The sequence below is a fragment of the Terracoccus sp. 273MFTsu3.1 genome (assembly GCF_000383675.1).
In the GTDB taxonomy this organism is placed as follows: Bacteria; Actinomycetota; Actinomycetes; order Actinomycetales; family Dermatophilaceae; genus Terrabacter.
Window position 1 is genome coordinate 1,013,049 of the sequence record NZ_KB911820.1, and the last position, 23,776, is coordinate 1,036,824.

24 protein-coding genes and 2 pseudogenes are annotated in these 23,776 nt (G+C 72.8%); 18 read left to right on the forward strand and 8 right to left on the reverse strand.

Translation table 11 applies throughout. The features are described 5' to 3' along the window. Positions 1 to 37: 37 nt before the first annotated feature. The 4 genes from purD to H283_RS28660 all read left to right on the forward strand — a co-directional run bounded on the left by purD (position 38) and on the right by H283_RS28660 (position 3,445). Positions 38 to 1,315: a phosphoribosylamine--glycine ligase gene (purD, locus tag H283_RS0105080; protein ID WP_028785327.1), complete on the forward strand. Its 1,278-nt coding sequence runs from the start codon at positions 38 to 40 to the stop codon at positions 1,313 to 1,315. A 101-nt stretch (positions 1,316 to 1,416) separates the two neighbouring features. Further along, positions 1,417 to 1,986 (forward strand): RNA polymerase sigma factor, encoded by a 570-nt coding sequence (locus H283_RS0105085; RefSeq protein ID WP_020142438.1) that lies wholly within the window; start codon positions 1,417 to 1,419, stop codon positions 1,984 to 1,986. Positions 1,987 to 2,042: 56 nt separating this feature from the next. Continuing rightward, the gene (locus H283_RS0105090) at positions 2,043 to 2,948 is read left to right on the forward strand and encodes a phosphoribosylaminoimidazolesuccinocarboxamide synthase (protein ID WP_020142439.1); all 906 of its coding nucleotides are present in this window, start codon (positions 2,043 to 2,045) and stop codon (positions 2,946 to 2,948) included. Positions 2,949 to 3,163: 215 nt separating this feature from the next. Next, positions 3,164 to 3,445 carry a GNAT family N-acetyltransferase gene (locus tag H283_RS28660; RefSeq protein WP_196805928.1) on the forward strand — a complete coding sequence of 94 codons (282 nt, stop codon included), beginning with the start codon at positions 3,164 to 3,166 and terminating at the stop codon, positions 3,443 to 3,445. A 312-nt stretch (positions 3,446 to 3,757) separates the two neighbouring features. Here the strand turns inward: H283_RS28660 and H283_RS28665 are convergent. Next, a pseudogene (locus H283_RS28665) lies at positions 3,758 to 5,176 on the reverse strand (DUF222 domain-containing protein); the annotation flags it as partial. A gap of 111 nt (positions 5,177 to 5,287) precedes the next feature. Here H283_RS28665 and H283_RS0105100 point away from each other — a divergent pair. Further along, positions 5,288 to 5,857, forward strand: coding sequence for a GNAT family N-acetyltransferase (locus tag H283_RS0105100; protein ID WP_020142441.1), 570 nt, complete (start codon positions 5,288 to 5,290; stop codon positions 5,855 to 5,857). 23 nt (positions 5,858 to 5,880) lie between these two features. On the opposite strand, the gene H283_RS27105 is transcribed toward H283_RS0105100, so the two are convergent. Then, complete coding sequence (locus H283_RS27105) at positions 5,881 to 7,155, reverse strand: GNAT family N-acetyltransferase (protein WP_020142442.1); 1,275 nt, start codon at positions 7,153 to 7,155, stop codon at positions 5,881 to 5,883. Positions 7,156 to 7,283: 128 nt separating this feature from the next. Between H283_RS27105 and H283_RS0105115 the strand changes: the two genes are divergently transcribed. From H283_RS0105115 to purL, 4 genes and pseudogenes are all read left to right on the forward strand, one after another. Next, positions 7,284 to 7,913, forward strand: a complete 630-nt coding sequence (locus tag H283_RS0105115; RefSeq protein ID WP_028785329.1) for a hypothetical protein — start codon at positions 7,284 to 7,286, stop codon at positions 7,911 to 7,913. Positions 7,914 to 8,007: 94 nt separating this feature from the next. After that, positions 8,008 to 8,256: pseudogene (gene purS / locus H283_RS24100) on the forward strand (phosphoribosylformylglycinamidine synthase subunit PurS); the annotation flags it as partial. Between the two features lie 89 nt (positions 8,257 to 8,345). Next, on the forward strand, positions 8,346 to 9,041 hold the full coding sequence (gene purQ / locus H283_RS0105125) for a phosphoribosylformylglycinamidine synthase subunit PurQ (protein ID WP_020142445.1): 696 nt from the start codon (positions 8,346 to 8,348) through the stop codon (positions 9,039 to 9,041). Then, positions 9,038 to 11,338: a phosphoribosylformylglycinamidine synthase subunit PurL gene (purL, locus tag H283_RS24105; protein ID WP_020142446.1), complete on the forward strand. Its 2,301-nt coding sequence runs from the start codon at positions 9,038 to 9,040 to the stop codon at positions 11,336 to 11,338. The genes purQ and purL overlap by 4 nt, the downstream gene beginning before the upstream one ends. Positions 11,339 to 11,355: 17 nt before the next feature. On the opposite strand, the gene H283_RS0105135 is transcribed toward purL, so the two are convergent. Further along, positions 11,356 to 12,102 (reverse strand): fused MFS/spermidine synthase, encoded by a 747-nt coding sequence (locus H283_RS0105135; RefSeq protein ID WP_020142447.1) that lies wholly within the window; start codon positions 12,100 to 12,102, stop codon positions 11,356 to 11,358. A 183-nt stretch (positions 12,103 to 12,285) separates the two neighbouring features. After that, positions 12,286 to 12,711, reverse strand: coding sequence for a VOC family protein (locus tag H283_RS0105140; RefSeq protein ID WP_020142448.1), 426 nt, complete (start codon positions 12,709 to 12,711; stop codon positions 12,286 to 12,288). A gap of 89 nt (positions 12,712 to 12,800) precedes the next feature. On the opposite strand from H283_RS0105140, the gene H283_RS0105145 reads away from it, so the two are divergent. The 7 genes from H283_RS0105145 to purM all read left to right on the forward strand — a co-directional run bounded on the left by H283_RS0105145 (position 12,801) and on the right by purM (position 19,034). Continuing rightward, complete coding sequence (locus tag H283_RS0105145) at positions 12,801 to 13,682, forward strand: LLM class flavin-dependent oxidoreductase (protein WP_020142449.1); 882 nt, start codon at positions 12,801 to 12,803, stop codon at positions 13,680 to 13,682. 43 nt (positions 13,683 to 13,725) lie between these two features. Continuing rightward, positions 13,726 to 14,106 (forward strand): sterol carrier family protein, encoded by a 381-nt coding sequence (locus tag H283_RS0105150; RefSeq protein ID WP_020142450.1) that lies wholly within the window; start codon positions 13,726 to 13,728, stop codon positions 14,104 to 14,106. After that, positions 14,103 to 14,351, forward strand: coding sequence for a hypothetical protein (locus tag H283_RS0105155; protein WP_020142451.1), 249 nt, complete (start codon positions 14,103 to 14,105; stop codon positions 14,349 to 14,351). Before H283_RS0105150 ends, H283_RS0105155 begins: the two co-directional genes overlap by 4 nt. Continuing rightward, positions 14,348 to 15,568, forward strand: coding sequence for a CaiB/BaiF CoA-transferase family protein (locus H283_RS0105160; protein WP_020142452.1), 1,221 nt, complete (start codon positions 14,348 to 14,350; stop codon positions 15,566 to 15,568). Before H283_RS0105155 ends, H283_RS0105160 begins: the two co-directional genes overlap by 4 nt. Next, positions 15,565 to 16,125, forward strand: coding sequence for an RNA 2',3'-cyclic phosphodiesterase (gene thpR / locus H283_RS0105165; protein WP_020142453.1), 561 nt, complete (start codon positions 15,565 to 15,567; stop codon positions 16,123 to 16,125). The genes H283_RS0105160 and thpR overlap by 4 nt, the downstream gene beginning before the upstream one ends. A 42-nt stretch (positions 16,126 to 16,167) precedes the next feature. Continuing rightward, positions 16,168 to 17,730, forward strand: a complete 1,563-nt coding sequence (gene purF, locus H283_RS0105170) for an amidophosphoribosyltransferase (protein WP_020142454.1) — start codon at positions 16,168 to 16,170, stop codon at positions 17,728 to 17,730. A gap of 173 nt (positions 17,731 to 17,903) precedes the next feature. Next, positions 17,904 to 19,034 carry a phosphoribosylformylglycinamidine cyclo-ligase gene (gene purM / locus H283_RS0105175; RefSeq protein WP_020142455.1) on the forward strand — a complete coding sequence of 377 codons (1,131 nt, stop codon included), beginning with the start codon at positions 17,904 to 17,906 and terminating at the stop codon, positions 19,032 to 19,034. A gap of 306 nt (positions 19,035 to 19,340) precedes the next feature. Here purM and H283_RS0105180 read toward each other — a convergent pair whose 3' ends face one another. After that, positions 19,341 to 19,535 carry a DUF3073 domain-containing protein gene (locus tag H283_RS0105180; protein ID WP_020142456.1) on the reverse strand — a complete coding sequence of 65 codons (195 nt, stop codon included), beginning with the start codon at positions 19,533 to 19,535 and terminating at the stop codon, positions 19,341 to 19,343. Between the two features lie 476 nt (positions 19,536 to 20,011). Between H283_RS0105180 and H283_RS27110 the strand changes: the two genes are divergently transcribed. Beyond that, on the forward strand, positions 20,012 to 20,203 hold the full coding sequence (locus H283_RS27110; RefSeq protein WP_045191048.1) for a BldC family transcriptional regulator: 192 nt from the start codon (positions 20,012 to 20,014) through the stop codon (positions 20,201 to 20,203). 93 nt (positions 20,204 to 20,296) lie between these two features. On the opposite strand, the gene H283_RS0105185 is transcribed toward H283_RS27110, so the two are convergent. Continuing rightward, positions 20,297 to 20,764, reverse strand: coding sequence for a hypothetical protein (locus tag H283_RS0105185; protein ID WP_020142457.1), 468 nt, complete (start codon positions 20,762 to 20,764; stop codon positions 20,297 to 20,299). A gap of 137 nt (positions 20,765 to 20,901) precedes the next feature. Here H283_RS0105185 and H283_RS0105190 point away from each other — a divergent pair, with 137 nt between their 5' ends. After that, positions 20,902 to 21,345: a VOC family protein gene (locus H283_RS0105190; protein WP_020142458.1), complete on the forward strand. Its 444-nt coding sequence runs from the start codon at positions 20,902 to 20,904 to the stop codon at positions 21,343 to 21,345. Here the strand turns inward: H283_RS0105190 and H283_RS24110 are convergent. Together H283_RS24110 and H283_RS0105200 are read right to left on the reverse strand one after the other, a co-directional pair. Continuing rightward, positions 21,342 to 22,010, reverse strand: a complete 669-nt coding sequence (locus tag H283_RS24110) for a hypothetical protein (RefSeq protein WP_020142459.1) — start codon at positions 22,008 to 22,010, stop codon at positions 21,342 to 21,344. The genes H283_RS0105190 and H283_RS24110 overlap by 4 nt on opposite strands. 28 nt (positions 22,011 to 22,038) lie before the next feature. Next, complete coding sequence (locus H283_RS0105200) at positions 22,039 to 23,673, reverse strand: CdaR family transcriptional regulator (protein ID WP_081633768.1); 1,635 nt, start codon at positions 23,671 to 23,673, stop codon at positions 22,039 to 22,041. Between the last annotated feature and the right edge of the window lie 103 nt (positions 23,674 to 23,776).

The window sequence follows — 23,776 nt, forward strand, 5'->3', positions numbered from 1 at the left end:
GGCAGGGCCGGCACGGTGAGCCAATAGGGTGGGCGCCGTGAAGGTTCTCGTCCTCGGCTCCGGCGCCCGTGAACACGCTCTCGTCAAGGCCGTCGCGGCCGATCCCGAGGTCGACGCGGTCATCGCCGCGCCGGGCAACCCGGGCATCGACGCGACCGCGCTGTGCGTCCCCGTCGACATCCTCGACGGCGCTGCCGTGGCCGAGCTGGCCCGCGAGCACGACGTCGACCTCGTCGTCGTGGGGCCCGAGGCCCCCCTCGTCGCGGGCGTCGCCGACGTATGCCGTGCGGCCGGGTTCGCCGTCTTCGGGCCCTCCGCGGAGGCGGCCCGTCTCGAGGGCAGCAAGTCCTTCGCCAAGGAGGTCATGGCCGCGGCCGACGTGCCGACCGCCCTGGCCCACGTCTGCACGACGATGGACGAGGTCGAGGCCGCCCTCGACGCGCTCGGTGCACCGCACGTCGTCAAGGACGACGGTCTCGCCGCCGGCAAGGGCGTCGTCGTCACCGACTCACGTGAGGTGGCCGTCGAGCACGCGCGAGCCTGCCTCGCCAAGCCCGACGGTCGTCTCGTGGTCGAGGAGTTCCTCGACGGACCCGAGGTGTCGGTCTTCTGCATCAGCGACGGCGAGACCGTCGTCGCGCTCGCGCCCGCCCAGGACTTCAAGCGCGTCGGCGACGACGACGCCGGGCCCAACACCGGTGGCATGGGCGCCTACTCGCCCCTCGACTGGGTGCCCGACGGTCTCGCCGACGACATCGTGCGGCGCGTGGCCCAGCCGACCATCGACGAGATGCGCCGTCGCGGCACGCCCTTCGTCGGCGTGCTCTACGTCGGCCTGGCCCTGACGTCGAGGGGGCCGCGGGTCATCGAGTTCAACGCGCGCTTCGGCGACCCCGACGGGCAGGCCTCGCTCGCCCGCCTCGAGACGCCGTTCGCGCAGCTGCTCCTCGCCGCGGCCACGGGCGGGCTCGGCGACTTCGGCCGGCTGCGCTGGTCGTCGGACCACGCGGTCGTCGTCGTCATCGCCTCCTCGGACTACCCCGCATCGCCCCGCACCGGAGACCCCATCACCGGGCTCGACGCCGCGGCCGAGGTGCCGGGCACCGTGGTCCTGCACGCCGGCACGGCGATCGACGGTTCCGGTGCGCTCGTCTCGGCCGGCGGCCGCGTGCTCGACGTCGTCGCGGTGGCGCCGTCCCTGGCGAAGGCGCGCCAAGCGGCCTACGACGCCGTCGCGGTCATCGAGCTCGAGGGGTCGCACCACCGCTCCGACATCGCGCTCCGCGCCGAACGAGGCGAGATCACGGTCGGCTGAGGCGAACCCTTCCGGCCGATCCGGACTCTCCTAGGCATGAGCACCACGACCGCGAGCCGAGGCGAGACGAGGGCCGTGCCGCCCTGGCGGCGGACGACCGCGTGCTGTGGTCGCGGCTGGCGGGGGCCGACGATGCGGCGCTGACAGAGCTGTACCGACGGCACTGCGACGCCGTCTACAACTTCGCGTTTCGGCGCACGGCGTCCTGGGCGGCCGCGGAGGACGTGGTGCAGGCGACGTTCACCGCGGTCTGGCGGCGGGCTCGCGCCGGCACCGTGGATGAGCTGCGGTCCGAGACGGCGCGGGCCGTGCTGCTCGTCATGGCGGGGCAGGAGTGCGCCAACGTCGCGCGTACGGCGCGGCGGCAGCGGCTGCTCCACGGGCGCATCGAGGCCGACTCCGGTGGCGCCGTCTCGCCCGACCACGCCGGATCGACGGCGGCGCGGGTCGACGACGAGCTGCAGATGAGCGAGGTGCACCGAGCCCTGGGGCTCATCCCGCAGGTCCAGCGCGAGGCGATCGAGCTCGTCGTCTGGTCGCACTGCTCCATCGCCGAGGCGGCCGTCGCGCTCGGTGTCTCGGAGGGGACCGTGAAGTCCCGTCTCCACCGGGCTCGTCAGAGCCTGTCCACCGTGATCGAGATCGATGCCCTCAAGGAGGCACTGTCGTGAACCTGCCCGTTCCCCCTGAGCGCACCCTGCCCGATCAGCTGGGCAGGTGGCAGGCTGTGCGCGTGACCGACCTACCGATCGACCTGCCCGGCTACGAGCACATCTACTCCGGCAAGGTGCGTGACCTCTATGCACCGGTCGGTGACGACGGCCAGGTGGTCGAGGACCAGCTGCTCCTCGTCGCCTCGAACCGGCTCTCGGCCTACGACTGGATGATGTCGCCCGAGATCCCGGACAAGGGCGCCGTGCTGACCCGGCTGTCGCTGTGGTGGTTCGACCAGCTCGCCGACCTCGTGCCCAACCACGTCATCTCGACCGACGTCCCGGACGCCGTCGCAGGACGCGCGGTGCTCGTGCGCCGGCTCGACATGCTCAAGGTCGAGGCCATCGCGCGGGCCTACCTGACGGGTGGGGGGCTCGAGGAGTACCGCGAGAAGGGATCCGTCTCCGGAGTCGTGCTGCCCGACGGGCTCGTCGACGGCTCGCAGCTGCCCGAGCCGGTCTTCACGCCGACGACCAAGGCGCCCGTCGGAGAGCACGACCTGCCGATGTCGCCCGACGAGGTCGAGGCCGAGCTCGGTGCCGAGGTCGCGGCCGAGGTGTCGCGCCTGACGCGCGCGATCCTGGCCCGGGGCAACGAGATCGCCGCCGAGCGCGGCATCCTCATCGCCGACACGAAGGTCGAGTTCGGGCTGTCGTCCGACGGCACGGGCGGGCTCGTGCTCGCCGACGAGGTGCTGACCCCGGACTCGTCGCGCTTCTGGCCGGCTGAGCGGTGGGAGCCCGGACACCCGCAGCCGTCCTACGACAAGCAGTTCGTCCGCGACTGGCTGACGTCGCCCGAGTCGGGCTGGGACCGCAAGGCGGGCGGCCCTCCGCCCGAGCTGCCCCAGCACGTCGTCGACCAGACGAGGGCGAAGTACGTCGAGGCCTACGAGCGGCTCACGGGAGAGACCTTCTGAGCAGCGAGGCCGGCACCGGTGCGTCGGTCGGACGACTGCGCGCTGCGACGGTGTCCGATCTCGACCGCCTGCTCTCGTTGTGGGCGATCGTCTACGACGGGGGCGAGGGCGGCGAGGGCGGCGAGGGCGAGGGTGCCGCCTGGCGGCGCCACGCGCAGGACTGGTTCGTACGCGTCGTCGACGAGGGCGCCGTCGCTCGCTTCCCGGTGGTCGAGATGGACGGCGCCATCGTCGCGACGGCGATCGGCACGCTGGAGCTCGGCGTCCCCAACCCACACTGCGCTCGCGGCCGCACGGTGCGGCTCGCCAACGTCGTCACCGTGCCGGAGCAGCGCGGGCACGGGTTCGGCACCCTCCTCGTCGGCGACGTGCTCGAGTGGGCGCGGTCGATCGGCGCCGACCGCGTGGATCTCAGCGCGACGCCCGCCGGGCGGCGGCTCTACGAACGGCTCGGCTTCGCCCTGACGAGTGCGCCGAGGATGAAGCTCGTGCTCTGACGGTGTCAGCCCGTGCTCGACCTCCAGGCCGGGGCGCCGGTAGAGCTCGAGCCGGACGACCTCGGCCCGTCCGTCAGCCCGTCCGTCAGCCCGTCCGTCAGCCCGTCCGTCAGCCCGTCCGTCAGGCGGCCGTCGGCCTGCTCGGGGCCACGCAGCTGCTGGTGGCGGCATCGGGAGCATCGGGGGAGCGGTCGAGCCGTAGCGGTGCCCGGTCGGCGTCGTGGTGCGCACGGTGTGCGGGCGAGCGACGGTGACGCCGAGTCCGTCGTGCAGGACCTCCGAGCACCAGCCCGGCTCCTCCTTGACGAGGTTGCAGCGGACGCAGAGACCCTGGCCGTTGGCCGCGCTCGTCTGGCCACCGTCGGCATGCGGCTCGACGTGGTCGGCGTGCGCGATCGGTGCGTCGCACCAGGGCGTCCGGCACGTGCCGTCGCGCGCGACGACGAAGCGGCGCAGGCCTGCCGGGAAGAGCCGACGGGCACTGTCCATCGCCACGAGCGTGCCCGTCGCAGGTTGCGTGAAGAGCCGCCGGATCCACGCCGTCGCACTCCCGCTACCAGGGCGGTCCTCCGGTCGGTCACCCGGAGCGCCGCCTGCTGCGGGGTCCGGAGTCCCGGCCTGACGGTCCGGGTCGAGCATCCGGCGGACCCAGCGGGCAGGGACGGGCCCGTAGCCGGGCACGTGGGCGGGAGTGTCGTCTCCCGCGAGCATCGCCCGGTCGGTGATGACGACCTGAACCTCGACCGGGACCTCGTCGGCCACGGACTGTCCGGTGACGAGCTCGACGAGCCGGTCGGCCATCTGCTGGCCCTTGCCGCGCTCGTCGCCGGCCGCCTTGCCGGACAGGGCCGCTCGCGTCAGGGCGGCATGCACCGCAACGGCCTGGGCGACGGGGAGCAGGGCAGTGACGAGGGCCATGGCGTCGGGGACCGGTCGGATCGTGACCCGACGCTCGCTCTCGGCGGTGCGGCACCGCTCGACCGCGGCTGCCGCGTCGAGGCGGTCGGCGCACGCGCGGAGGCGACGCTCGAGCTCGCGGTCTCCCCATGAACCGACGTCCCCCGGGGCCGTGGGGTCGGTGAGGTCGAGGTGCGCCCCGACGACCTCGCAGTCGACCTGCGTCCTGAGGTGTGGGTCGAGGTGGCTCGTGCAGCGCACGACGATCTCGGCGCGACGCTCGTTGAGGACGCCGGCGCTGAGCGCTTCCAGCGTGTGGGGCAGGTGCTGCACCAGGGCGACCGACGCGTTCGCGAGTCGAGCACCCCGGGACGGTGACTCCCGTCGGGCGAGGCCGACCTGCGCCGACACCCCGGTGCGCGACAGCGTCATCCGGCGTTCGGACCGCGACGGACCGCCGCGGCGGCCCGTCGTCCCGGACGGCAGTGGCTCGAGCTCCAGGGCGCACGCCCGGTCGCGGGCCGCCACCCAGTCGTCGAAGTCGCCGGCGTCGGAGCACGCCTGCGCCTCTGCCCGGAGACGTGTGGCGGCTCGAGCCTGCGACTCGACGAACTGTGCGGTCAGACGTGCCTGAGCCGCGGCGCACGCCGCCTTGGCCCGCTCGAGCCCGTCGATGGCCGAGATGAGGTCGGCGTCGTCGAGGTCTCCGCCGTCGATGCCCGCCACCCCGCGCAGCAGTGCGGACGTCCCGACGGCGGACGTGTCGACAGAGTCGCCGAGCGGGTGGGCTCTCCTCACGTCCGTGACGGCATCCGATTCGAACATGTGTTCCATTCTAGGTGGATGTCACGTGCCCCACAATGCTTGTCCACAGCGAATTCCTCTGTCTGCCAGCGAATCTCCGGCGTCGACCGCCCTGTCGGTGCTGACTGCGAGGATGGGCTCATGTCGTCGCTTCCCGTGGCCGTCCCGGCCGGAGCTGTCAGTGGCCGGCCCCAGCCGGTCATCGATGCAGGCACGGGGCTGAGCCTGCGCCCGTTCGTCGAGGCGGACGCCGACGTGCTCGTCCGGGCGTATGCCGACCCGGCCATCGAGCGGTGGCACCGTCGCACCCTGACGCGTGAGGAGGCCCTCGAGTGGGTCCGCGGGCGGGCGTGGCACCGCTGGCAGGCCGAGACAGGGGCCGAGTGGGCCGTCGTCGCAGCGGGTGTCGTCGTCGGGAGGGTCGGTCTCCCGGCCCTGCACCTGGACGAAGGGGTCGCCGAGGTCGGCTACTGGGTGCTGCCCGAGGGCCGCGGCCGCGGCGTGGCCGGGCGGGCGCTCACCGCCATGACCGACTGGCTCTTCGACCTCGGGCTCCATCGCGTCGAGCTCATGCACTCGGTCCTCAACGAGCCGTCGTGTCGGGTGGCCCTGAAGAACGGCTTCGACCTCGAGGGCACTCGCCGGTCAGCCCTGCTGCACCCCGACGGATGGCACGACATGCACCTCCACGCCCGGCTCGCTCCGGACTGACCACCCGGGCTGACGCCACGGGGTCACTGCTCGTCAGAGGCCGTGGACCCGAGGATGGCGCGGCTGGTGCGGGTGACGAAGGCGCTGACCTGCGCGAACCGGCCCTCCGCGCCGTCCGAGCCGCCCTCGTACCACCAGTCCCGCGCCCACTCGACGAGGTCGGCGTCCGAGGGTCGCTCCGCCATGAAGCGGTCGGCCGCGGCGCGTTTCGACAGCTGCTCGCCCTCGACGACCGCACACCAGGCCCGACAGATGGAGAGCACGGAGTACGCCTGTGCGCCAATGGTCTTCATGCTCTCGACCCACGTCGGCCAGTCGCGGACGTGGTCGAGCAGAGCATCGCGGACGGCATGGGCCGACACGGCGGGGAGCACCTCGGAGGCCTCCGGCCCCACGAGTCGGCGACCCGTCCGGCGTACCGCCGACCACGTGACGACCCGGTGCGACGTCGCCGGCAGCAGGTGCAGCTCCTCGCCGGGGCTGATCCGCATGATGGCGTCGGGGGGGCCGGCCTCGGACGTCTCCGGCGCCCCGGATGCGTACGACTCCACCGTGGAGCGCGCGACCGTCTCGACCTCGATCCGACCACGCCAGCCCGGGTGCCGCCCCTCCAGCGCGGCGAGCACCGGCGCGACGGCAGCCAGCATCGCGTCATCGGGCGGCCGCGCGACGACGGCGAGCACATCGAGGTCGCTGCGCGCGGGTGAGAAGTCGCCCACCACGAGCGAACCGTGGGCGTAGAGCCCCAGCAGGTCCCCGCCGAGGGTGGAGGCCAGGCCCACCGCGAGGTCGCCGAGCACGGCGGACGTCCCGACTCCGCGCACCATGACGATCCGTCGCCCGAGCCCGTCCAGACCCAGGTGTCGCTCCGTCTCGCGCAGCGCGCCCAGCCCCGGACCGAGGTCGGTGAGCTCGACGAACCCGCGACCCGCGTAGAACGGCGCGTTCCACGGCACGTCGGCGAACGTGCACAGCGTCATCACCTCGGAGCCGTCTCGCGCCGCCCAGACCGCGGCGGACTCGACCAACGCCGTCCCCAGCCCTTGGCGCATCTCCGCCGGTTGCACGGCCAGCTGCTCGAGGTGGGCCTGGCCGTCGACGTGCTCGATCCGGGCGAAGCCGACCGCGGGGTCGCCCACCACGAGCACGGCGGCAGCCCGGGCCAGCTCGTCCACGGTCGTGGCCGCCGGGGGCAGCGGCCCGATGCGCTGGGTCGCGAAGAGGGAGTCCGCCTCCGCCTCGAGCCCGGGCAGCCGGTCGAGGTCGCTGGAGAGGGCGGGGCGCACGACGTGGGACACGCAGCCACCCTGCCAGCCGGGAGAGTGGCTGTCGTATGCGTTTCGCGGACTCGGCGAGCGTCAGCATCTTCCCGAGCCGGACGGCATACGCACGCTGTCGCGCGGTGCCGCTGTGGGACGCTTGGCGCATGACCGAGCCCGTCGCCGACGCCACCTCCGACGCCCCCGCCGAGCGCTACCTGCTTCGCCAGAAGCTGACGATGATGGTCAACCGTTATGAGATCGTCCGTCAGGACGAGTTCGGCAAGGAGCTCGGGCTGCTGTGCTTCGCCGAGCAGAAGCGGATGGCCGCCAAGGAGCAGGTGACCTTCTACACCGACTCGGCCAAGACCCACCCGCTCTTCGGTTTCAAGGCCCGCAAGCGCATCGACCTCGGCTCCGGCTACGACGTCACCGACAGCCAGGGCCAGCCGATCGGCTGGTTCAAGAAGCAGTTCAAGGCCTCGCTCGTGAACTCGACCTGGACGCTCGGAGTCCCCGACGGACGCGAGTTCGTCGGCAGGGAGCGCAACGCCAAGATCGCCGTCGTGCGCCGCCTCTGGGACATCGTTCCCGTCGTCGGCGACATCCCCGTGCCGTTCCTCTTCCACTTCGACTTCGTCGCCGAGGACGGGTCGGTCGCGCTCACCTCGACGAAGAAGGCCGGCGTCAAGGACGTCTACCACGTGACCCTCCCGGCGCTCGCCGACGGCAAGCCCATCGACTGGCGCGTCGGCATGGCGATGGCCGTCGCGCTCGACGCCCTGCAGTCGCGCTGAGACGCTGTCGGGGGGCCCGCACGGCGCCCGATAGACTCTGGCCGTCCCTCGGGACGCCTCCATCCCCCATCCAGCGCAGGGAGAAGCACCACTGATGGGAAGCATCGTCGTCGACGTCATGCTCAAGCCCGAGATCCTCGACCCCCAGGGGCAGGCCGTCGGTGGCGCACTGCCGCGACTCGGGTTCAACGGTTTCACCGACGTCCGTCAGGGCAAGCGCTTCGTGCTCACCGTCGACGGTGACGTCACGGACGAGCACCTCGCCGCGGCCCGGGAGGCCGCCGAGACCCTGCTCTCCAACCCCGTCATCGAGGACGTCGTCTCGGTGCACGTGCTCGACGAGAGCGCTGCAGACGAGACCCCGGCGGACGAGGCCGACGCTCCTGCAGAGGACGCCGACGGCGAGCCCGACGACGCGGAGGACGGCGAGCAGTGAGGATCGGCGTCGTCACGTTCCCCGGCTCGCTCGACGACCGTGACGCGGCGCGCGCCGTCCGTGAGTGCGGTGGCGAGGCCGTCCCGCTCTGGCACGGCGACGCGGACCTCAAGGGCGTCGACGCGGTCATCCTGCCCGGCGGCTTCTCCTACGGCGACTACCTCCGGTGCGGCGCCATCGCCCGCTTCGCGCCGGTCATGGACGCCCTCGTGCCCGCGGCCCGGGGCGGTCTGCCCGTCCTCGGCATCTGCAACGGCTTCCAGGTGCTCACCGAGAGCCACCTGCTCCCCGGCGCGCTGATCCGCAACGACCACCGCAAGTTCAACTGCGTCGACCAGCGGCTCGTCGTCGAGAACACCTCCACCGACTGGACCTCAGACTTCGAGGCCGGCCAGGAGATCACGATCGTCCTCAAGAACGGCGAGGGCGGCTTCGTCGCCGACGAGAAGACGCTCGACACGCTCGAGGGCGAGGGCCGCGTCGTCTTCCGCTACGTCCCCGACGCCCAGGGCCGCAACCCCAACGGCTCGTACCGCCACATCGCCGGCATCACGAACGAGCGCGGCAACGTCGTCGGGCTCATGCCGCACCCGGAGCACGCGGTGGAGGAGGGCTACGGCCCGAGCCTCGACGGCCGCGGCTTCTTCACCTCGATCATCAAGCAGACCCTCGAGAGCGCAGCCACCGCATGAGCGACACCCAGACCGCGCCCCTCCTCGACACCGTCGAGCACGCCGCCGCCACGCCCGACGTCGAGCAGCCGTGGGCCGAGCTCGGCCTCAAGGTCGACGAGTACGCCAACATCCGCGAGATCATCGGGCGCCGTCCGACCATCGCCGAGCTCGCGATGTACTCCGTCATGTGGAGCGAGCACTGCTCCTACAAGTCGAGCAAGATCCACTTCTCCCTCTGGGGCGAGAACACCACCGACGAGATGCGCGAGAAGCTCCTCGTCGGCATCGGCGAGAACGCCGGCGTCGTCGACATCGGCGACGGCTGGGCGGTCACCTTCAAGGTCGAGTCGCACAACCACCCGTCCTACGTCGAGCCCTACCAGGGCGCCGCGACCGGCGTCGGCGGCATCATCCGCGACATCATGTCGATGGGTGCCCGCCCGATCGCCGTCATGGACCCGCTCCGCTTCGGCAACCTGCACCACCCCGACACCCAGCGCGTCCTGCCGGGCGTGGTCGCGGGCGTCGGCGGCTACGGCAACTGCATCGGCCTGCCCAACATCGGCGGCGAGGTCGTCTTCGACGACTGCTACCAGGGCAACCCGCTCGTCAACGCCCTCTGCGTCGGCGCCATGCGCATCGAGGACATCCACCTCGCCAAGGCGTCCGGTCCCGGCAACAAGGTCATCCTCTTCGGTGCCAAGACCGGCGGCGACGGCATCGGCGGCGTCTCGGTGCTCGCGTCCGAGACGTTCGACGAGGGCGGCCCGGCCAAGCGCCCCGCCGTCCAGGTCGGCGACCCCTTCGCCGAGAAGGTGCTCATCGAGTGCTGCCTCGACCTCTACGCGGCCGGCGTCGTCGACGGCATCCAGGACCTCGGCGGTGCCGGGCTCTCCTGTGCCACCAGCGAGCTCGCCTCCAACGGTGACGGCGGCATGCAGGTCGAGCTCTCGCTCGTCCCGCTGCGCGACGCGAGCCTGCAGCCGCAGGAGATCCTCATGTCGGAGTCGCAGGAGCGCATGATGGCGGTCGTCGAGCCGAAGCACCTCGACGAGTTCATGGCCATCACCGACAAGTGGGACGTCGAGGCCACCGTCATCGGCGAGGTCACCGACGGCGACCACCTCGTCATCACCTGGCACGGCGAGGTCATCGTCGACGTGCCGCCGCGCTCGGTCGCCCACGAGGGCCCGACGTACAACCGCCCGCTGGCCCGGCCGGCATACCTCGACGGACTCAACGCCGCGGGCACGGCCGAGCTGGCCAAGCCGCAGACGGGCGAGGAGATCCGGGCACAGCTGCTGACGCTGGTCGGCTCGCCCAACCTCTGCGACAAGTCGTGGATCACCGACCAGTACGACCGCTACGTGCTCGGCAACACCGCCCTCGCGCAGCCCGATGACTCGGGCGTCGTGCGCGTCGACGAGGCAACCGGCCGCGGCGTCGCCGTGTCGACCGACTGCAACGGCCGCTTCGCCAAGCTCGACCCGTACGCCGGTGCGCAGCTCGCGCTCGCCGAGGCCTACCGCAACGTCGCCACCGCCGGTGCCGCCCCGCTCGCCGTCACCGACTGCCTCAACTTCGGCTCGCCGGAGGACCCGGGCGTCATGTGGCAGTTCCGTGAGGCCATCCGTGGCATCGCCGAGGGGTGCCGCTTCCTCGGCATCCCCGTCACCGGCGGCAACGTGTCGTTCTACAACCAGACCGGCGACGTCGCGATCCACCCGACGCCCGTCATCGGCGTGCTCGGGGTCATGGACGACGTCTCCAAGCGCTCCGGCTCGGGTTTCCGCAGCGACGACGCGCACGTCTACCTCCTCGGCACGACGCGCGACGAGCTCGACGGGTCCGAGTGGGCGCACGTCATCCACAAGCACCTCGGCGGGCTCCCGCCGAAGGTCGACCTCGCGGCCGAGCAGGCCCTCGGTCGGGTCCTCGTCGAGGCGGCGCGCGCCGGCATCGTCGAAGCGGCCCACGACCTGTCGGAGGGTGGCCTCGCCATCGCCCTCGCCGAGGCGTGCATGCGCCACGGCGTCGGGGTCACCGTCGACGGACTCGACGCGATCGGTGCCGACGCCGAGGGCAACTCCCTCGACGCCTTCACGGCGCTCTTCTCCGAGTCGAGCGCCCGCGCGCTCGTTGCGGTGCCGGCCGGTCACGCGGCCGAGTTCGAGGCGATGCTCGGCGACGTGCCGCACGCGCGCATCGGCGCGACGGGTGGGCGCGACCTCGACGTCGTCGGCCACTTCTCCGTGTCGGTCGCCGAGCTCAAGTCGGCGCACGAGTTCACGCTCCCGGCGGTCTTCGGCTCCTGAGCCCCGGCCTCAGCTCGTCAACGCGCCCGCCATCTCCCGGCCTCGGGAGGTGGCGGGCTCTGCATTCCCTTGTCGTCAAAAGGTTTTGCGCCGGCGAGGAGCCGCGTCAGCGCTGCACCCTCACGCAACCCGGTCGGCAGGTTGGCTCGGGCCACCTCACGTCTCAGCGCCTCTGCCGGCAAGGGTGAGGCGCCGGCGACGAGCACCGAGTTGCCGAACCGCCGACCCTTGAGCACCTCGTGCGTCGCGATCACCGCGACGTGCGGCAGCGACGTGGCCACCGTCGCGACGACCCTGGCGACCCACCGCATCCCGGGCTCGTCGGCGAGGTTCCACAGGGCGATCCCCGTCGGTGACAGCACCCGCGCCACCTCGTGGGCGTATGCCGTCCCGACGAGCTCCGCAGGCACGCGCCCTCCCGCGTAGGCGTCCGTCACGACGACGTCGGCGGAGCCGTCCCTCAGGGCGCGCACGCCCGTCAGGCCGTCGACCGGGCGGACGCGGATGCGGTGGCGTCTGGGGAGGGGGACCTCGCGCCGGACCAGCTCGGTCAGGGACTCGTCCGGCTCGAGGACGATCTGGGGCGAGCCCGGGCGGGTGGCCTCGACCCAGCGCGGCAACGTCAGCCCGGCGCCCCCGACGTGCGTGACGCCGAGCGGGCCGGGCGGCATCGCGTCGATGGTGAGGGCGAGGTGCTGGACGTACTCGAAGACGAGCAGGGTCGGGTCGTCGGGCTGGACGTGCGACTGCGGTGAACCGTCCATGTGGACCGTGACGCCGCCCCGCTCGTCCCATTGGAGCGAGACGTGCTGTGCCGCAGGCGATCCCGCGCTCACGCGAGGTCCGCGGCGAGAGGTCGAGCAGCAGTCGGTCGCGCGGCGCACGACAGGGCCGCGGCGTCGGTTCCTCGGTCTGGTGTCACGCGACCAGCGTAGGTGGCCGCGGCGTCAGGACCCCATCGCGGTGGTGCCGTCGGACAGGACCGGCGAGATGAGGCCGAAGACGTTGCCGTCGGGGTCGTGGAGGTAGGCGAGGCGCCCGACGCCGGGCATGTCGGCCGGTGCCAGGGCCTCGGAGCCGCCCAGCTCGAGGCCCTGGGCGAAGAGGCCGTCGACGTCGTCGACGGCGATGACGAGGTTGGCGCCGTTGACGGCCCCGCCGATCTCGGGTCTCGGGCCCTGGCGCTGCGTCAGGCCGCCGTTGATGCCGTGGCCGACGCCTCCCTGGCTCGCCGCCTCCTCGCCGGTGTCGATGGCCCAGTAGGGCATCTCGCCGAACTGCTGGAAGGACCAGCCGAGCAGCCGGCCGTAGAAGTCGACGAGGCGCGCGGGGTCCGAGCCGTGGATCTCGAAGTGGACGACGAGATTGGACATGGCTGCTCCTTCGGCGGGTGCGTGTGGTCCTCTCCGACGCTACGACCCGGCACCGTCGGCGACAACGGTTTCTGGACTACCGTCGGGGGATGCGATTCGGTCTGGCGATCCTGCCCGAGCACCCGTGGTCCGAGGCCGAGGCGATGTGGCGCGCGGCCGAGCAGATGGGCTTCGACCACGCCTGGACCTTCGACCACGTGACCTGGGGAGGCCTGCCCGAGTCGCCGTGGTTCGCTGCGGTGCCCACCCTCGCCGCGGCCGCCGCCGTCACGGAGCGCATCGGTCTCGGCACGTTCGTGTCGTCGCCCAACAACCACCACCCGGTGCAGTTCATGCGCGAGGTGCTGGCCCTCGACGACATCTCCGGCGGCCGCTTCCTCCTCGGCATCGGGACGGGCGGCGACCTCGACTCGCGGATCATGGGTGAGGACCTCGCGCTGCGTGACCGGGTCGTCCGTTTCACCGAGTTCACCGGCCTGCTCGACCGCCTCCTGAGCGACGACCACGTCACCGTCGACGGCCGCTTCTACGCCGCCCGCGACGTGCGCACCCTCCCCGGGCCCGTCCGCGGCGGCGACACCGGCAACCGGGTGCCGCTCGTCATCGCGGCCAACGGCCCCAGGTCGATCGGCCTGGCGGTCGAGCGCGGTGACGGCTGGATGACCTACGGCGGCACCGCCGACACCGACGACGAGTGGTGGGGGCTCGTGGCCGGTCACAGCCGCCGGGTCGACGCCGCCCTCGAGGTCTCCGGCCGCGATGCCGGGGGCTTGCGCCGCTACCTCAACCTCGACTCGGCTCCGACCTTCTCGCTGTCGAGCGCCGCCGCGTTCGAGGACGCCGTCGGCCGCGCCGCGGCCCTCGGCTTCACCGACGTCATCACCCACTGGCCGCGCACGACGGAGCCCTTCCACACCACCCGCGAGGTCCTGGACGAGGTCGTCGCCGACGTCATCCCCCGCCTGCGCTGAGGGCGTGGGTCCGCCGTCGGCGGACGCCGCTAGCCTGCGAGGTATGCCGCCACGCCGTCGTACGCCCGTCGCCGAGGGACACGCCGCCCTCGTCGCCTGCCGTGAGGCCGGCTGGGAGGCCGACCGCCGCACCACGGCGACGGCGGTCCGCTACACGCTCGAGGAGCTCGCGACCGTCGCGCCCGGCCGCACCGTCGAGGTGCGCGTCCCCCCGCACGGTGCGGTGCAGTGCATCGAGGGCCCGGTCCACACCCGCGGCACACCGCCCAACGTCATCGAGACCGACGCGGCGACGTGGTTGCGCCTCGCCGTCGGCGACCTGGCCTGGGAGGCGGCCCTCGACGGGGCACGGGTCCGGGCCAGCGGTCAGCGGGCCCACCTCGACGGCCTGCTGCCGCTCACCTCGCTTAGGCTGGACTCGTGACCCAGCCCTCGCCGACCACCCGTCCTGAGCGTCCCCGCATCCCCAACTTCAAGCGCTTCCTCATCACGGGCGCCGTGCTGGGTTTCGTCGTGGGTGCTGTCATCTCGATCGTGGGTGACGAGGTGCAGGGCTACACCACGACCACCGGCGCGCTCTACATCGGCGCCCTCGGCGCCTTCATCGGCACCGGCCTGGCCGGCGTCCTCGGCATCCTCCTCGACCGGTCGGGTCGCGACCAGTCGTGACCGCGCCGGTCGGCGACGCCGAGGGCGATCCGGACGCGCAGGGCGCCACGCGCGCGCAGGGCGCCACGAGCGCGCGCCACGGGCCGCTCGCCGGTGTGCGGGTCGTCGAGCTCGCCGGCATCGGCCCCGCGCCCTTCGCGGCGATGCTGCTCGCCGACCTCGGTGCCGACGTCATCCGCGTCGACCGGCCCGGTGAGGGCTCCCTGCCCGTCCCGCTACCGCCCGAGTCCGACCTCCTGCGCCGCGGTCGCCCCTCGGTCGCCCTCGACCTCAAGCACCCCGACGGTCTCGCGACGACCCTCGCGCTCGTCGAGCAGGCCGACGTGCTCCTCGAGGGCTACCGGCCCGGCGTCGCCGAACGTCTCGGGCTCGGGCCCACCGAGTGCCTCGGTCGCAACCCCGGCCTCGTCTACGGTCGGATGACCGGGTGGGGGCAGGACGGCCCCCTCGCCCACGCTGCCGGGCACGACATCGGCTACGTCGCCGTCACCGGGGCGCTGCACGCCATCGGCCGCGCCGACGGGCCTCCGCAGGTCCCCGTCAACCTCGTCGGCGACTTCGGGGGAGGAGCCCTCTACCTCGTCGTCGGCGTGCTCGCCGCCCTGCTCGAGGCCCGCACGAGCGGCCGCGGACAGGTCGTCGACGCCGCGATCGTCGATGGCACCGCCCACCTGTCCTCGCTCGTCATGAGCCTCGTCGGGGCCGGCCTGTGGTCCGACCGCCGCGGCACCAACCTCCTCGACACCGGCGCCCCCTTCTACGACGTCTACGAGACGAGCGACGGCGGCTGGCTCGCGGTCGGCCCGCTCGAGCCCGCGTTCTACGCCGAGCTGCTGCGCCTGACCGGCCTCACCGACACCGCGCCGGACCGCCTCGACCCCCGCACGTGGCCCGCCCTCCGAGCCCTGCTCGCCGACACCTTCCGCAGCCGCACCCGCGACGACTGGACGGTCGTCTTCGAGGGCACCGACGCGTGCGTCGAGCCGGTCCTCAGCTACGCCGAGGCACCCGGCCACCCGCACCTCGCTGCGCGCGGCACCTACGTCGAGCACCACGGCCTCGTCCAGCCGGCCCCGGCGCCCCGCTTCTCCCGCACCCCGGCCGCGCTCGGCACGCCGCCGTCCACGCCCGGCGCCGACACCCGCGCCGCCCTCGCCGCGTGGGGCATCGACGACGTCGACGCGCTCATCGCCTCGGGCGCCGCGACCGCGCCATGAGGCTCTTCGTCGCCGTCGTCCCACCCGACGACGTGCTCGACGACCTCGAGGAGCACGTCGAACCGCGGCGCGAGGCGGGGCCGGAGATCCGCTGGACCGACCGCCACCAGTGGCACGTCACCCTCGCCTTCCTCGGCGCCGTCCCGGAGGCGCGCCTCGACGACCTCACCGAGGCTCTCGCCCGGTCCGCGGCGCGGCGCGATCCCCTCGTCCTGCAGCTCGCCGGGGCGGGCGCCTTCCCGAACCCCTATGCCGCGCGCGTGCTCTGGACGGGGGTCGACGTGGTGCGCGGTGACCTCGGGGCGGTGGCGGGCGGCATACGGCGCGCGTCGACGTCGGCGGGGGCGACGCCCGACGGGACGCGCTTCCACCCCCACCTGACACTCGGCCGCTTCCACCACCCCACCGAGGCGACCCGCTGGATCCGCTCGCTCGACGCCTGGGAGGGGCCGGCCTGGCGGGTCGACCACCTCGTGCTCGTCGAGTCCCACCTCGGCGAGGGGCGGGGGCGGCGGCCGCGCTACGAGGTGCTCGCCGAGCTGCCGCTGCGGGCCTGAACCGCGGACGAGTCGCCCGCCGGCGTGTGCGACACTGGCGCTGTGGCACGTGGCGACGGTCGTTTGAACCATGACCTCATCCCCGGCGAGAAAGGCCCGCAGGACGCCTGCGGGGTCTTCGGCGTCTGGGCTCCCGGAGAGGACGTCGCGAAGCTGACGTACTTCGGGCTCTATGCGTTGCAGCACCGCGGGCAGGAGTCGGCCGGCATCGCGACCGGTGACGGCGAGAAGATCCTCGTCTACAAGGACATGGGCCTCGTGTCCCAGGTCTTCGACGAGACCGCGCTCAGCTCGCTCCGCGGCCACATCGCCATCGGCCACACGCGCTACTCCACGACCGGCGGCTCGACGTGGGAGAACGCCCAGCCGACCCTCGGCGGCACCGGCCACAGCACGCTGGCCCTGGCCCACAACGGCAACCTCATCAACACGGTCGAGCTCAAGGCCCTCGTCGACGAGCACTTCGGCGGCGCCCGCATCACCGGCGAGCTCGCCCGCGGCAACACGTCCGACACCGCGCTCGTCACGACGCTGCTCGCGGCCGACGAGGACCGCACCCCCGAGCAGGCCGCCCTCGAGCTGCTGCCGAAGCTCAAGGGCGCGTTCTCCTTCGTCTTCATGGACGAGACGACGTTGTATGCCGCCCGCGACCCGTGGGGGGTGCGTCCCCTCGCGCTCGGCCGCCTCGAGCGCGGCTGGGTCGTCGCGTCCGAGACCGCGGCCCTGCAGACGATCGGCGCCGCCGTCATCCGTGAGGTCGAGCCCGGCGAGCTCATCGTCATCGACGAGGACGGCCTGCGCTCGCACCGGTTCGCCGAGCCGCAGCCCAAGGGCTGCGTCTTCGAGTACGTCTACCTCGCCCGTCCCGACGCCGTCATCCGCGGCCGCGTCGTGCACGAGGCCCGCGTCGAGATGGGGCGCGTCCTCGCGCGAGAGCACCCCGTAGACGCCGACCTCGTCATCGGTGTCCCGGAGTCGGGCGTGCCTGCGGCTGTGGGCTACTCGCAGGAGTCGGGGATCCCGTTCGGCCAGGGTTTCGTCAAGAACGCCTATGTCGGTCGCACCTTCATCCAGCCGTCGCAGACCCTGCGCCAGCTCGGCATCCGGCTCAAGCTCAACCCGCTCGAGCACACGATCCGCGGCAAGCGCCTCGTCGTCGTCGACGACTCGATCGTGCGCGGCAACACCCAGCGCGCCCAGATCCGCATGCTCCGCGAGGCGGGGGCGGCCGAGGTGCACGTGCGCATCAGCTCGCCGCCCGTGCAGTGGCCGTGCTTCTACGGCATCGACTTCGCGACGCGGGCCGAGCTCATCGCGACCGGCCTCAAGGTCGAGGAGATCCGCGCCTCGATCGGGGCCGACTCGCTCGGCTACATCTCCGAGGAGGGCATGATCGGCGCGACGAACCAGCCCGCCGACGAGCTGTGCTCCGCGTGCTTCACCGGGAAGTACCCCATCGAGCTGCCCGAGGACGGCCGCATCGGCAAGCACGTCCTCGAGACGCTGCCGCTGACGGTGCGCACCGGCCACGACCGCTCGGTCGACGTCGACGGCGTGACCCTCGGGGTCGGTCTCGGCGGCGAGAACGCGCTCCAGCACCCCTGACCGCGCACGTGCTGGCGGCGTCGACTGCTCCCGCCTGCATCGACTGCGCGCGGACCTCACGAGGGCTGTGGCATGCCCCGGCACTCGTGCGATGACCGGGCAGTCGGCGATCGAGCGGGCAGCCGTCCGGACGGCGGCGAGGGCGTCCCTCGCGCGCCGGTAGGCTGGGGTCCGTGAGCGACGCCCCCATCACCTATGCCTCGGCCGGAGTCGACGTCGAGGCGGGTGACAAGGCCGTCGAGCTGATGAAGGCATCGGTGCGGCGCGCCACCAGGCCGGAGGTCGTCGGTGGCCTCGGCGGCTTCGCCGGCATGTTCGACGCGAGCGCGATCGCCCGGATGACCCGCCCGATCCTCGCCACGAGCACCGACGGCGTCGGCACCAAGGTCGCCATCGCCCAGGCCCTCGACGTGCACGACACGATCGGCTTCGACCTCGTCGGCATGGTCGTCGACGACATCGTCGTGTGCGGGGCCGAGCCGCTCTTCATGACCGACTACATCGCGACCGGCAAGGTCGTGCCCGAGCGCATCGCCGCCATCGTCGGCGGCATCGCCCGCGCGTGCGAGGAGGCGGGGGTCGCCCTCGTCGGCGGCGAGACCGCCGAGCACCCGGGCCTGCTCGAGCCCGACGAGTACGACGTCGCCGGAGCCGCCACCGGCGTCGTGGAGTATGCAGCCGTGCTGGGTCCCCAGCGCGTCGCCGACGGAGACGTCGTGGTCGCGCTCGCGAGCAGTGGCCTGCACAGCAACGGCTACAGCCTCGTGCGCCGCGTCATCGCGAGTGCCGGCTGGCAGCTCGACCGGCACGTCGACGACTTCGGCCGCACCCTCGGCGAGGAGCTCCTCGAGCCGACCCGCATCTACACCAGGCCGCTGCTCGAGCTCATCGCCGCCGACGGCGTCGACGTGCACGCCCTGAGCCACGTCACCGGCGGCGGGCTCGCGGCGAACCTCGCCCGGGTGCTCCCGACCGGCACCTTCGCCCGCGTCGACCGCTCGACGTGGACGCCCCCGGCCGTCTTCCGCACGGTGCAGGACCTCGGCCACGTGCCGCAGGCCGACATCGAGCGCACGCTCAACCAGGGCATCGGCTTCGTCGCCGTGCTCCCCGAGGCCCACGCGGAGCGCGCCATCGAGCTGAGCGAGGCGCGTGGCATCCGCGCGTGGCGCCTCGGCGAGGTCGCCACCGAGGAGCGCGCGCACGCCGATGGCCTCGTCGCCGACGGTGCCGAGATCGTGCGCGGCGCCAAGGGCGTCGACGGCGGTGCCGTGCAGGTCGTCGGTCAGCACCCGACCGCCTGAGACCCCTCCGTCACCGGGACGTGCGCCGGTTCGCCGGCAGCGTGGGAGACCGGGCCACGGTGGAGACCGGGCCCTCGTCGCGAACCGATCGGTCCGCCGGCCCCGACCGTCCGGACGCGGCACGTGGCCGACTGGACGCGCGCATGACGAAGCCCGCAGCACCCCGGAGGGTGTGCGGGCATCGACACGTCACCTCGACGCTCTCGCCACGTGGACGCGAGCCTCAGGGGCCTCGAGGGCAGCACCGATCGCGCGCCGGGTGCGAACACCCGACGCACGAGGTGCAGACGGAAGAGGAAGGCAGGCTCAGCGCCCGCCCGAGGCCCACTTCCCGTATTCGTCGTACTCGTCGTCGTCGACGGATCGTGGCTGGTTGGACACGTCGCGTTGCGACGGCCCGTGCAGCTCACGCTCCAGCGCGCTCAAGTCCGTGTCAGGTGTGTAGTACTTGAGCTGCCGTGCGACCTTGGTCTGCTTGGCTTTGGCTCGGCCGCGCCCCATGGCGTGACCCCCTCGTGCGTCGTGCCGGGACGGCATCGCTCCTCGGAGAACCGGGTGGTTCTTCGATGTCCGCGTAGCGGCCCCGGGAATGTGTGTGTTCTCGTGGTGCTAACGCTACATGAGTGAGGCAAATCCTGCGCCCGCCCCACCCCCTGATCGGCGGCGCGTCGCGCCGCGTCGAACGGGGCGGACCGGCCCGAGGCCGCGCAGCGGTCGCCCGGGGGTCGATCGAGGCTCCTTCGGGGGTCGTTCGGGGGTCCGTTCGGGGGTCGTCCAGGGACCGTCGGGGCTCGACGGTACGCTTCCCGACGGCCGGCAGGGCGTATACACCTTGTGTCTCGGAAGCGGGACGATTTGACTCTTTTCAGTGTTTAACCGCCATAAGAGAGGCCGAGACTTTACCCTTGCTTTACTGAGCCCCGATTGGGGCGCATGCGTGTCGCTGCACCTAGCGACAGGGTGGTGGGGATATGACAATGACGACTCAGGATCGACACGAGACCGAGAAGCTACTGACTCCTGCCGAGGTTGCGGCCCTGTTCCGAGTGGACCCGAAGACGGTCACCCGGTGGGCCAAGGCAGGAAAGCTGACGTCCATCCGGACCCTTGGTGGGCACCGGAGGTATCGCGAGTCAGAGGTGCGCGACCTTCTGGGTGGCGGGCACTGATCTCGACGGCAAGTTGGGGGTAGACCGGTCAGATCGTCGGGGGAGGCACACCACGCGGTGTCCTCCCCCGACTGCTACCGGGGGAGCGTGCGCTCAGGCCCGACCGTGGGGGACGGGGTTGACGGTGCACACGAAGTACTTCACGACGCCGCCGTCGACGAGGGCTCCGGCGCCGATGGCGGCCTGCACCTCGTCCGCGGCGTCGAGCACGCCGTTGCCGTCGAGGTCGCCGGCCGTCAGCGCCGCTGCGTACGTGCCGGTCGGGGAGACGGCGTGCACCTGCCATCGTCCGCCGTTGTAACCGGGGTCGCCGGGGGCGGCGGTGGCGACGCTGCGCTGCACGGCGCCGAAGCTGTAGATCGTGTCCCACGACTGCGCGGGGGCGCCCGTGCCGCTCAGGTCGGTCGGGGTCGCGACCGTCCGGTAGAGCTGGTGGTCGACGTAGAACGCCGGCCCCGACACCCCGCCCGCCTGGGCGGAGGTGCCCGCCGCGAGGGCCGGGAGGGCGACCGTGGCGATGCAGAGAATCCGGATGGTCCTGCGAGTCAGCTTGTGAGACATGGCTTTTCACCTTTCGTCCGGTCACCCTGACCGGCTCGCCACCGAGTCAATCCCGTCCCGGTCGTGCGCTCCATGACGAGGTGGTTATCCGGTCCTTACGGCTCGGCGACGTCGGCGCTCCGTCCTATCGTGGCGGGATGACCAACCCACCCGAGATCACCGCCATCACCCTCGGCGTCCGCGACGTCGAGCGCTCCCGCGCGTTCTACGTCGACGGGCTCGGCTTCCGCTCCGTCCTGCACCTGCCGGAGATCACCTTCGTCCAGGGCGCCCCGGGCGTGCTCCTCGCCCTGTGGGACGTCGAGCAGATGCCGAGCGAATACGGCGACGTCGCGCACGGCTCGTCGGCGCCGCCCGTGTCGCTCGGCCACAACGTCACCGAGGTCGGACAGGTCGAGACGTTGTATGCCGCCGCGCTGGCGGCCGGAGCGACCTCCGTCTCCGCTCCGACCGAGCGCGAGTGGGGCGGCGTCAGTGCGTGCGTGGCCGACCCGGACGGCTTCCGGTGGGACCTCGTGCACAACCCGAACTTCCGGGTCGACACCGACGGCACGGTCCACCTGGGCGAGGCGCCTGCCTAGTTGATGCCCCGAACCGCGTCCAGGCGGGCCCGCCATGGATGGCCGGCCGGTTGGGCGTCGACGACGCGCCGGAGCACCGCCACCTGGGCGGGACCGAGCAGGGGGAGCGCTGCCTCGAGGTCGGCGTCGTCCTTGGGCCGGGGCGAGGCGGCCTTGTGGGCGAGGACGAGCTCGGGGCGCAGGTAGCGCACTCCGTCGCGCTCCCAGGTGGCGTCGTCCAGTGCCACCACGAGTGAGGGGTCCCGCTTGAACTGCCACCGTCCGTCGACGTCCGGGTTGAGCAGGATCTCCCCGCGCCACGGGGCCAGTGCGTGCTCGCGGACCCAGATCTGGCCGGAGTCCTCGGGTACCTCCCGTCCCGGCCGCAGGTGCAGCAGGCCCGACTCGCTGGCGGACCACAGGTGCCAGTGCGGCTCGAGATGGGCCCGGATCGCGCCGACGTCGCGACGGAGCACCGAGACGTCGATGTCCTCGTGGTCGCGGGCGATGCCGGTGAACGCCTCGACGGCCCATCCGCCGGCCACCCACCACGGCACGTCGAGCCCGGTGAGCAGGTCCCGGACCTCGACCGGGGTCCACGAGCGCTGCGGACCGTAGATGCGCTGGAACTCCTCCGGTCCGAGCCATTGCTGCTCGACGGTGGTCACCGCGTCGTCCTCGTCCACGACGCCACGCTAGCGCCGGTGGGCCGCCTCAGTGGCCGAGCGCGCGCAGCTGGAGTCGCAGGGCCAGGCGCGTCTCGGGGTCGTGCAGGTCGAGCTCGGCGACACCGGACAGGCGCTGCATCCGGTAGCGGAGCGTGTTGGGGTGCACGTGGACGCGCGCCGCGGCCGCCCGCGGGTCGCCGGGGTGGTCGAGCCACGCCGCGACCGTCTCGAGGTATGCCGTGTGGTGGGCCTCGTCGTGCTCGCGCAGGGCGGCGACCGGACCGAGCAGCTCCTCGGTCCAGATGCCGCCGAGGGCGCGGGCGTTGGTGACGGCCGCCCAGGCGTCCTCGACCGTCGCCGTCGTGCCCGCGACACGACCGACGTCGCGCAGGCGCTGCACCTCGGTGGCCTCGCGTCGCGAGCGGTCGAGGTCGACGGTGCGCGAGACCCGACCTCCGGCGCTCGCCGTGGCCGTGGGCGTGACACCCGCGACCTCCTCGACGACGCCGAGCAGCCACTCCCACGTGCCGGGGGACGCGTCGCCGGGCACGTCGCGCACGAGGGTCAGGGCGACGCCGTCGAAGATCGCGAGGAGCGGCTGGCGCCACGAGCGGCGCCGCGCGGCCGACTCCCACACGTCGAGCTCGTGCTCGGTGTCGCGGGGAGCGCCCTCACCGGTCGGGTCGGTGCGTGGCCGGTGTGCACCTGCGAGCACGACGACCCGCCACGGCGCCTCGGGCAGCCAGCCCTCGGCCTCGAGCGTGTCGCCGCTCAGCACGGCCCGGAGCCGGTCGGCCGAGACCCGTCGGGCGAGATCGGCCTGCGACCGCAGGCGCAGCAGGTGCAGGGCCACGACCGATGCCGTCTGGGCGAGCGAGCCCATGACCTGCTCGGGTGGCTCCTCGTCGACGACGGCCCAGATCGAGCCGAGCCACTCGGTGCCGGCTCGCACCGGCACGACGACGCGGGCCCGCAGGCCGCGCCCGGCCGGGACGAAGAAGGGCTCGTCGGAGCGCGCGAGCCGGCGGAAGACACCGCGCCCGCGGAGGTTGGCGATGACCTCGTCGGGCACCCGCCGGCCGACGATGGTCGAGACGCGTGCCGGGTCGGCGACGTCCTGGGTCGAGGAGTAGGCGAGCACCCGCGACTGGGTGTCCTCGATGGTGATGGGTGCCGCGACGAGGGCCGCGCACGCGTCGGCGAGCGCGAAGAGCTCGTCGAGCACCGGGCCCTCCGCGCGCACGGCCGGTCCGCTCGCGGCGCGGTCGAGGACACCGCGCAGCAGCCACACGACGTGCGCCCACGACGCGTGATCGGCGAGCTCGACGAGGCTGACGCGGAAGCGGGTGGCCGCGGCGCGGACCTGGTGGTTGCGGGCAGCCGCCCGCCGCAGCACGACGGCGCCGCAGTCGACCGCGGCCGCGCCCTCGAGCAGGGCTGCCGCCTCGGCCGGTCGCTCCACCCCGACGCCGAGGAGCAGGTCGCCCGCCTGGCCGAAGACGCCCGAGCCGGGCTCGGCGAGCGTGACGTCGTCGACCGTCGGACCGCCGACGTCGACGACCACCGTGAGCAGGCCCCCACCGAGCGTGCCGACGAGCTGCGCGATGGGCAGGCCCACCGGGGTCGTCGACGAGGTGCGGGTCGCGGACCGCCGGGAGGCGCGGGACGGGGCTGACGGCATACGACCATTGTGGCCCGCCATGGTGCGCGCGGCACAACGTACCAGGCAAACACTGGTGTTGCAGCACCACGAGACCGCTCGCGCATGGCCCCACCATGGAGGC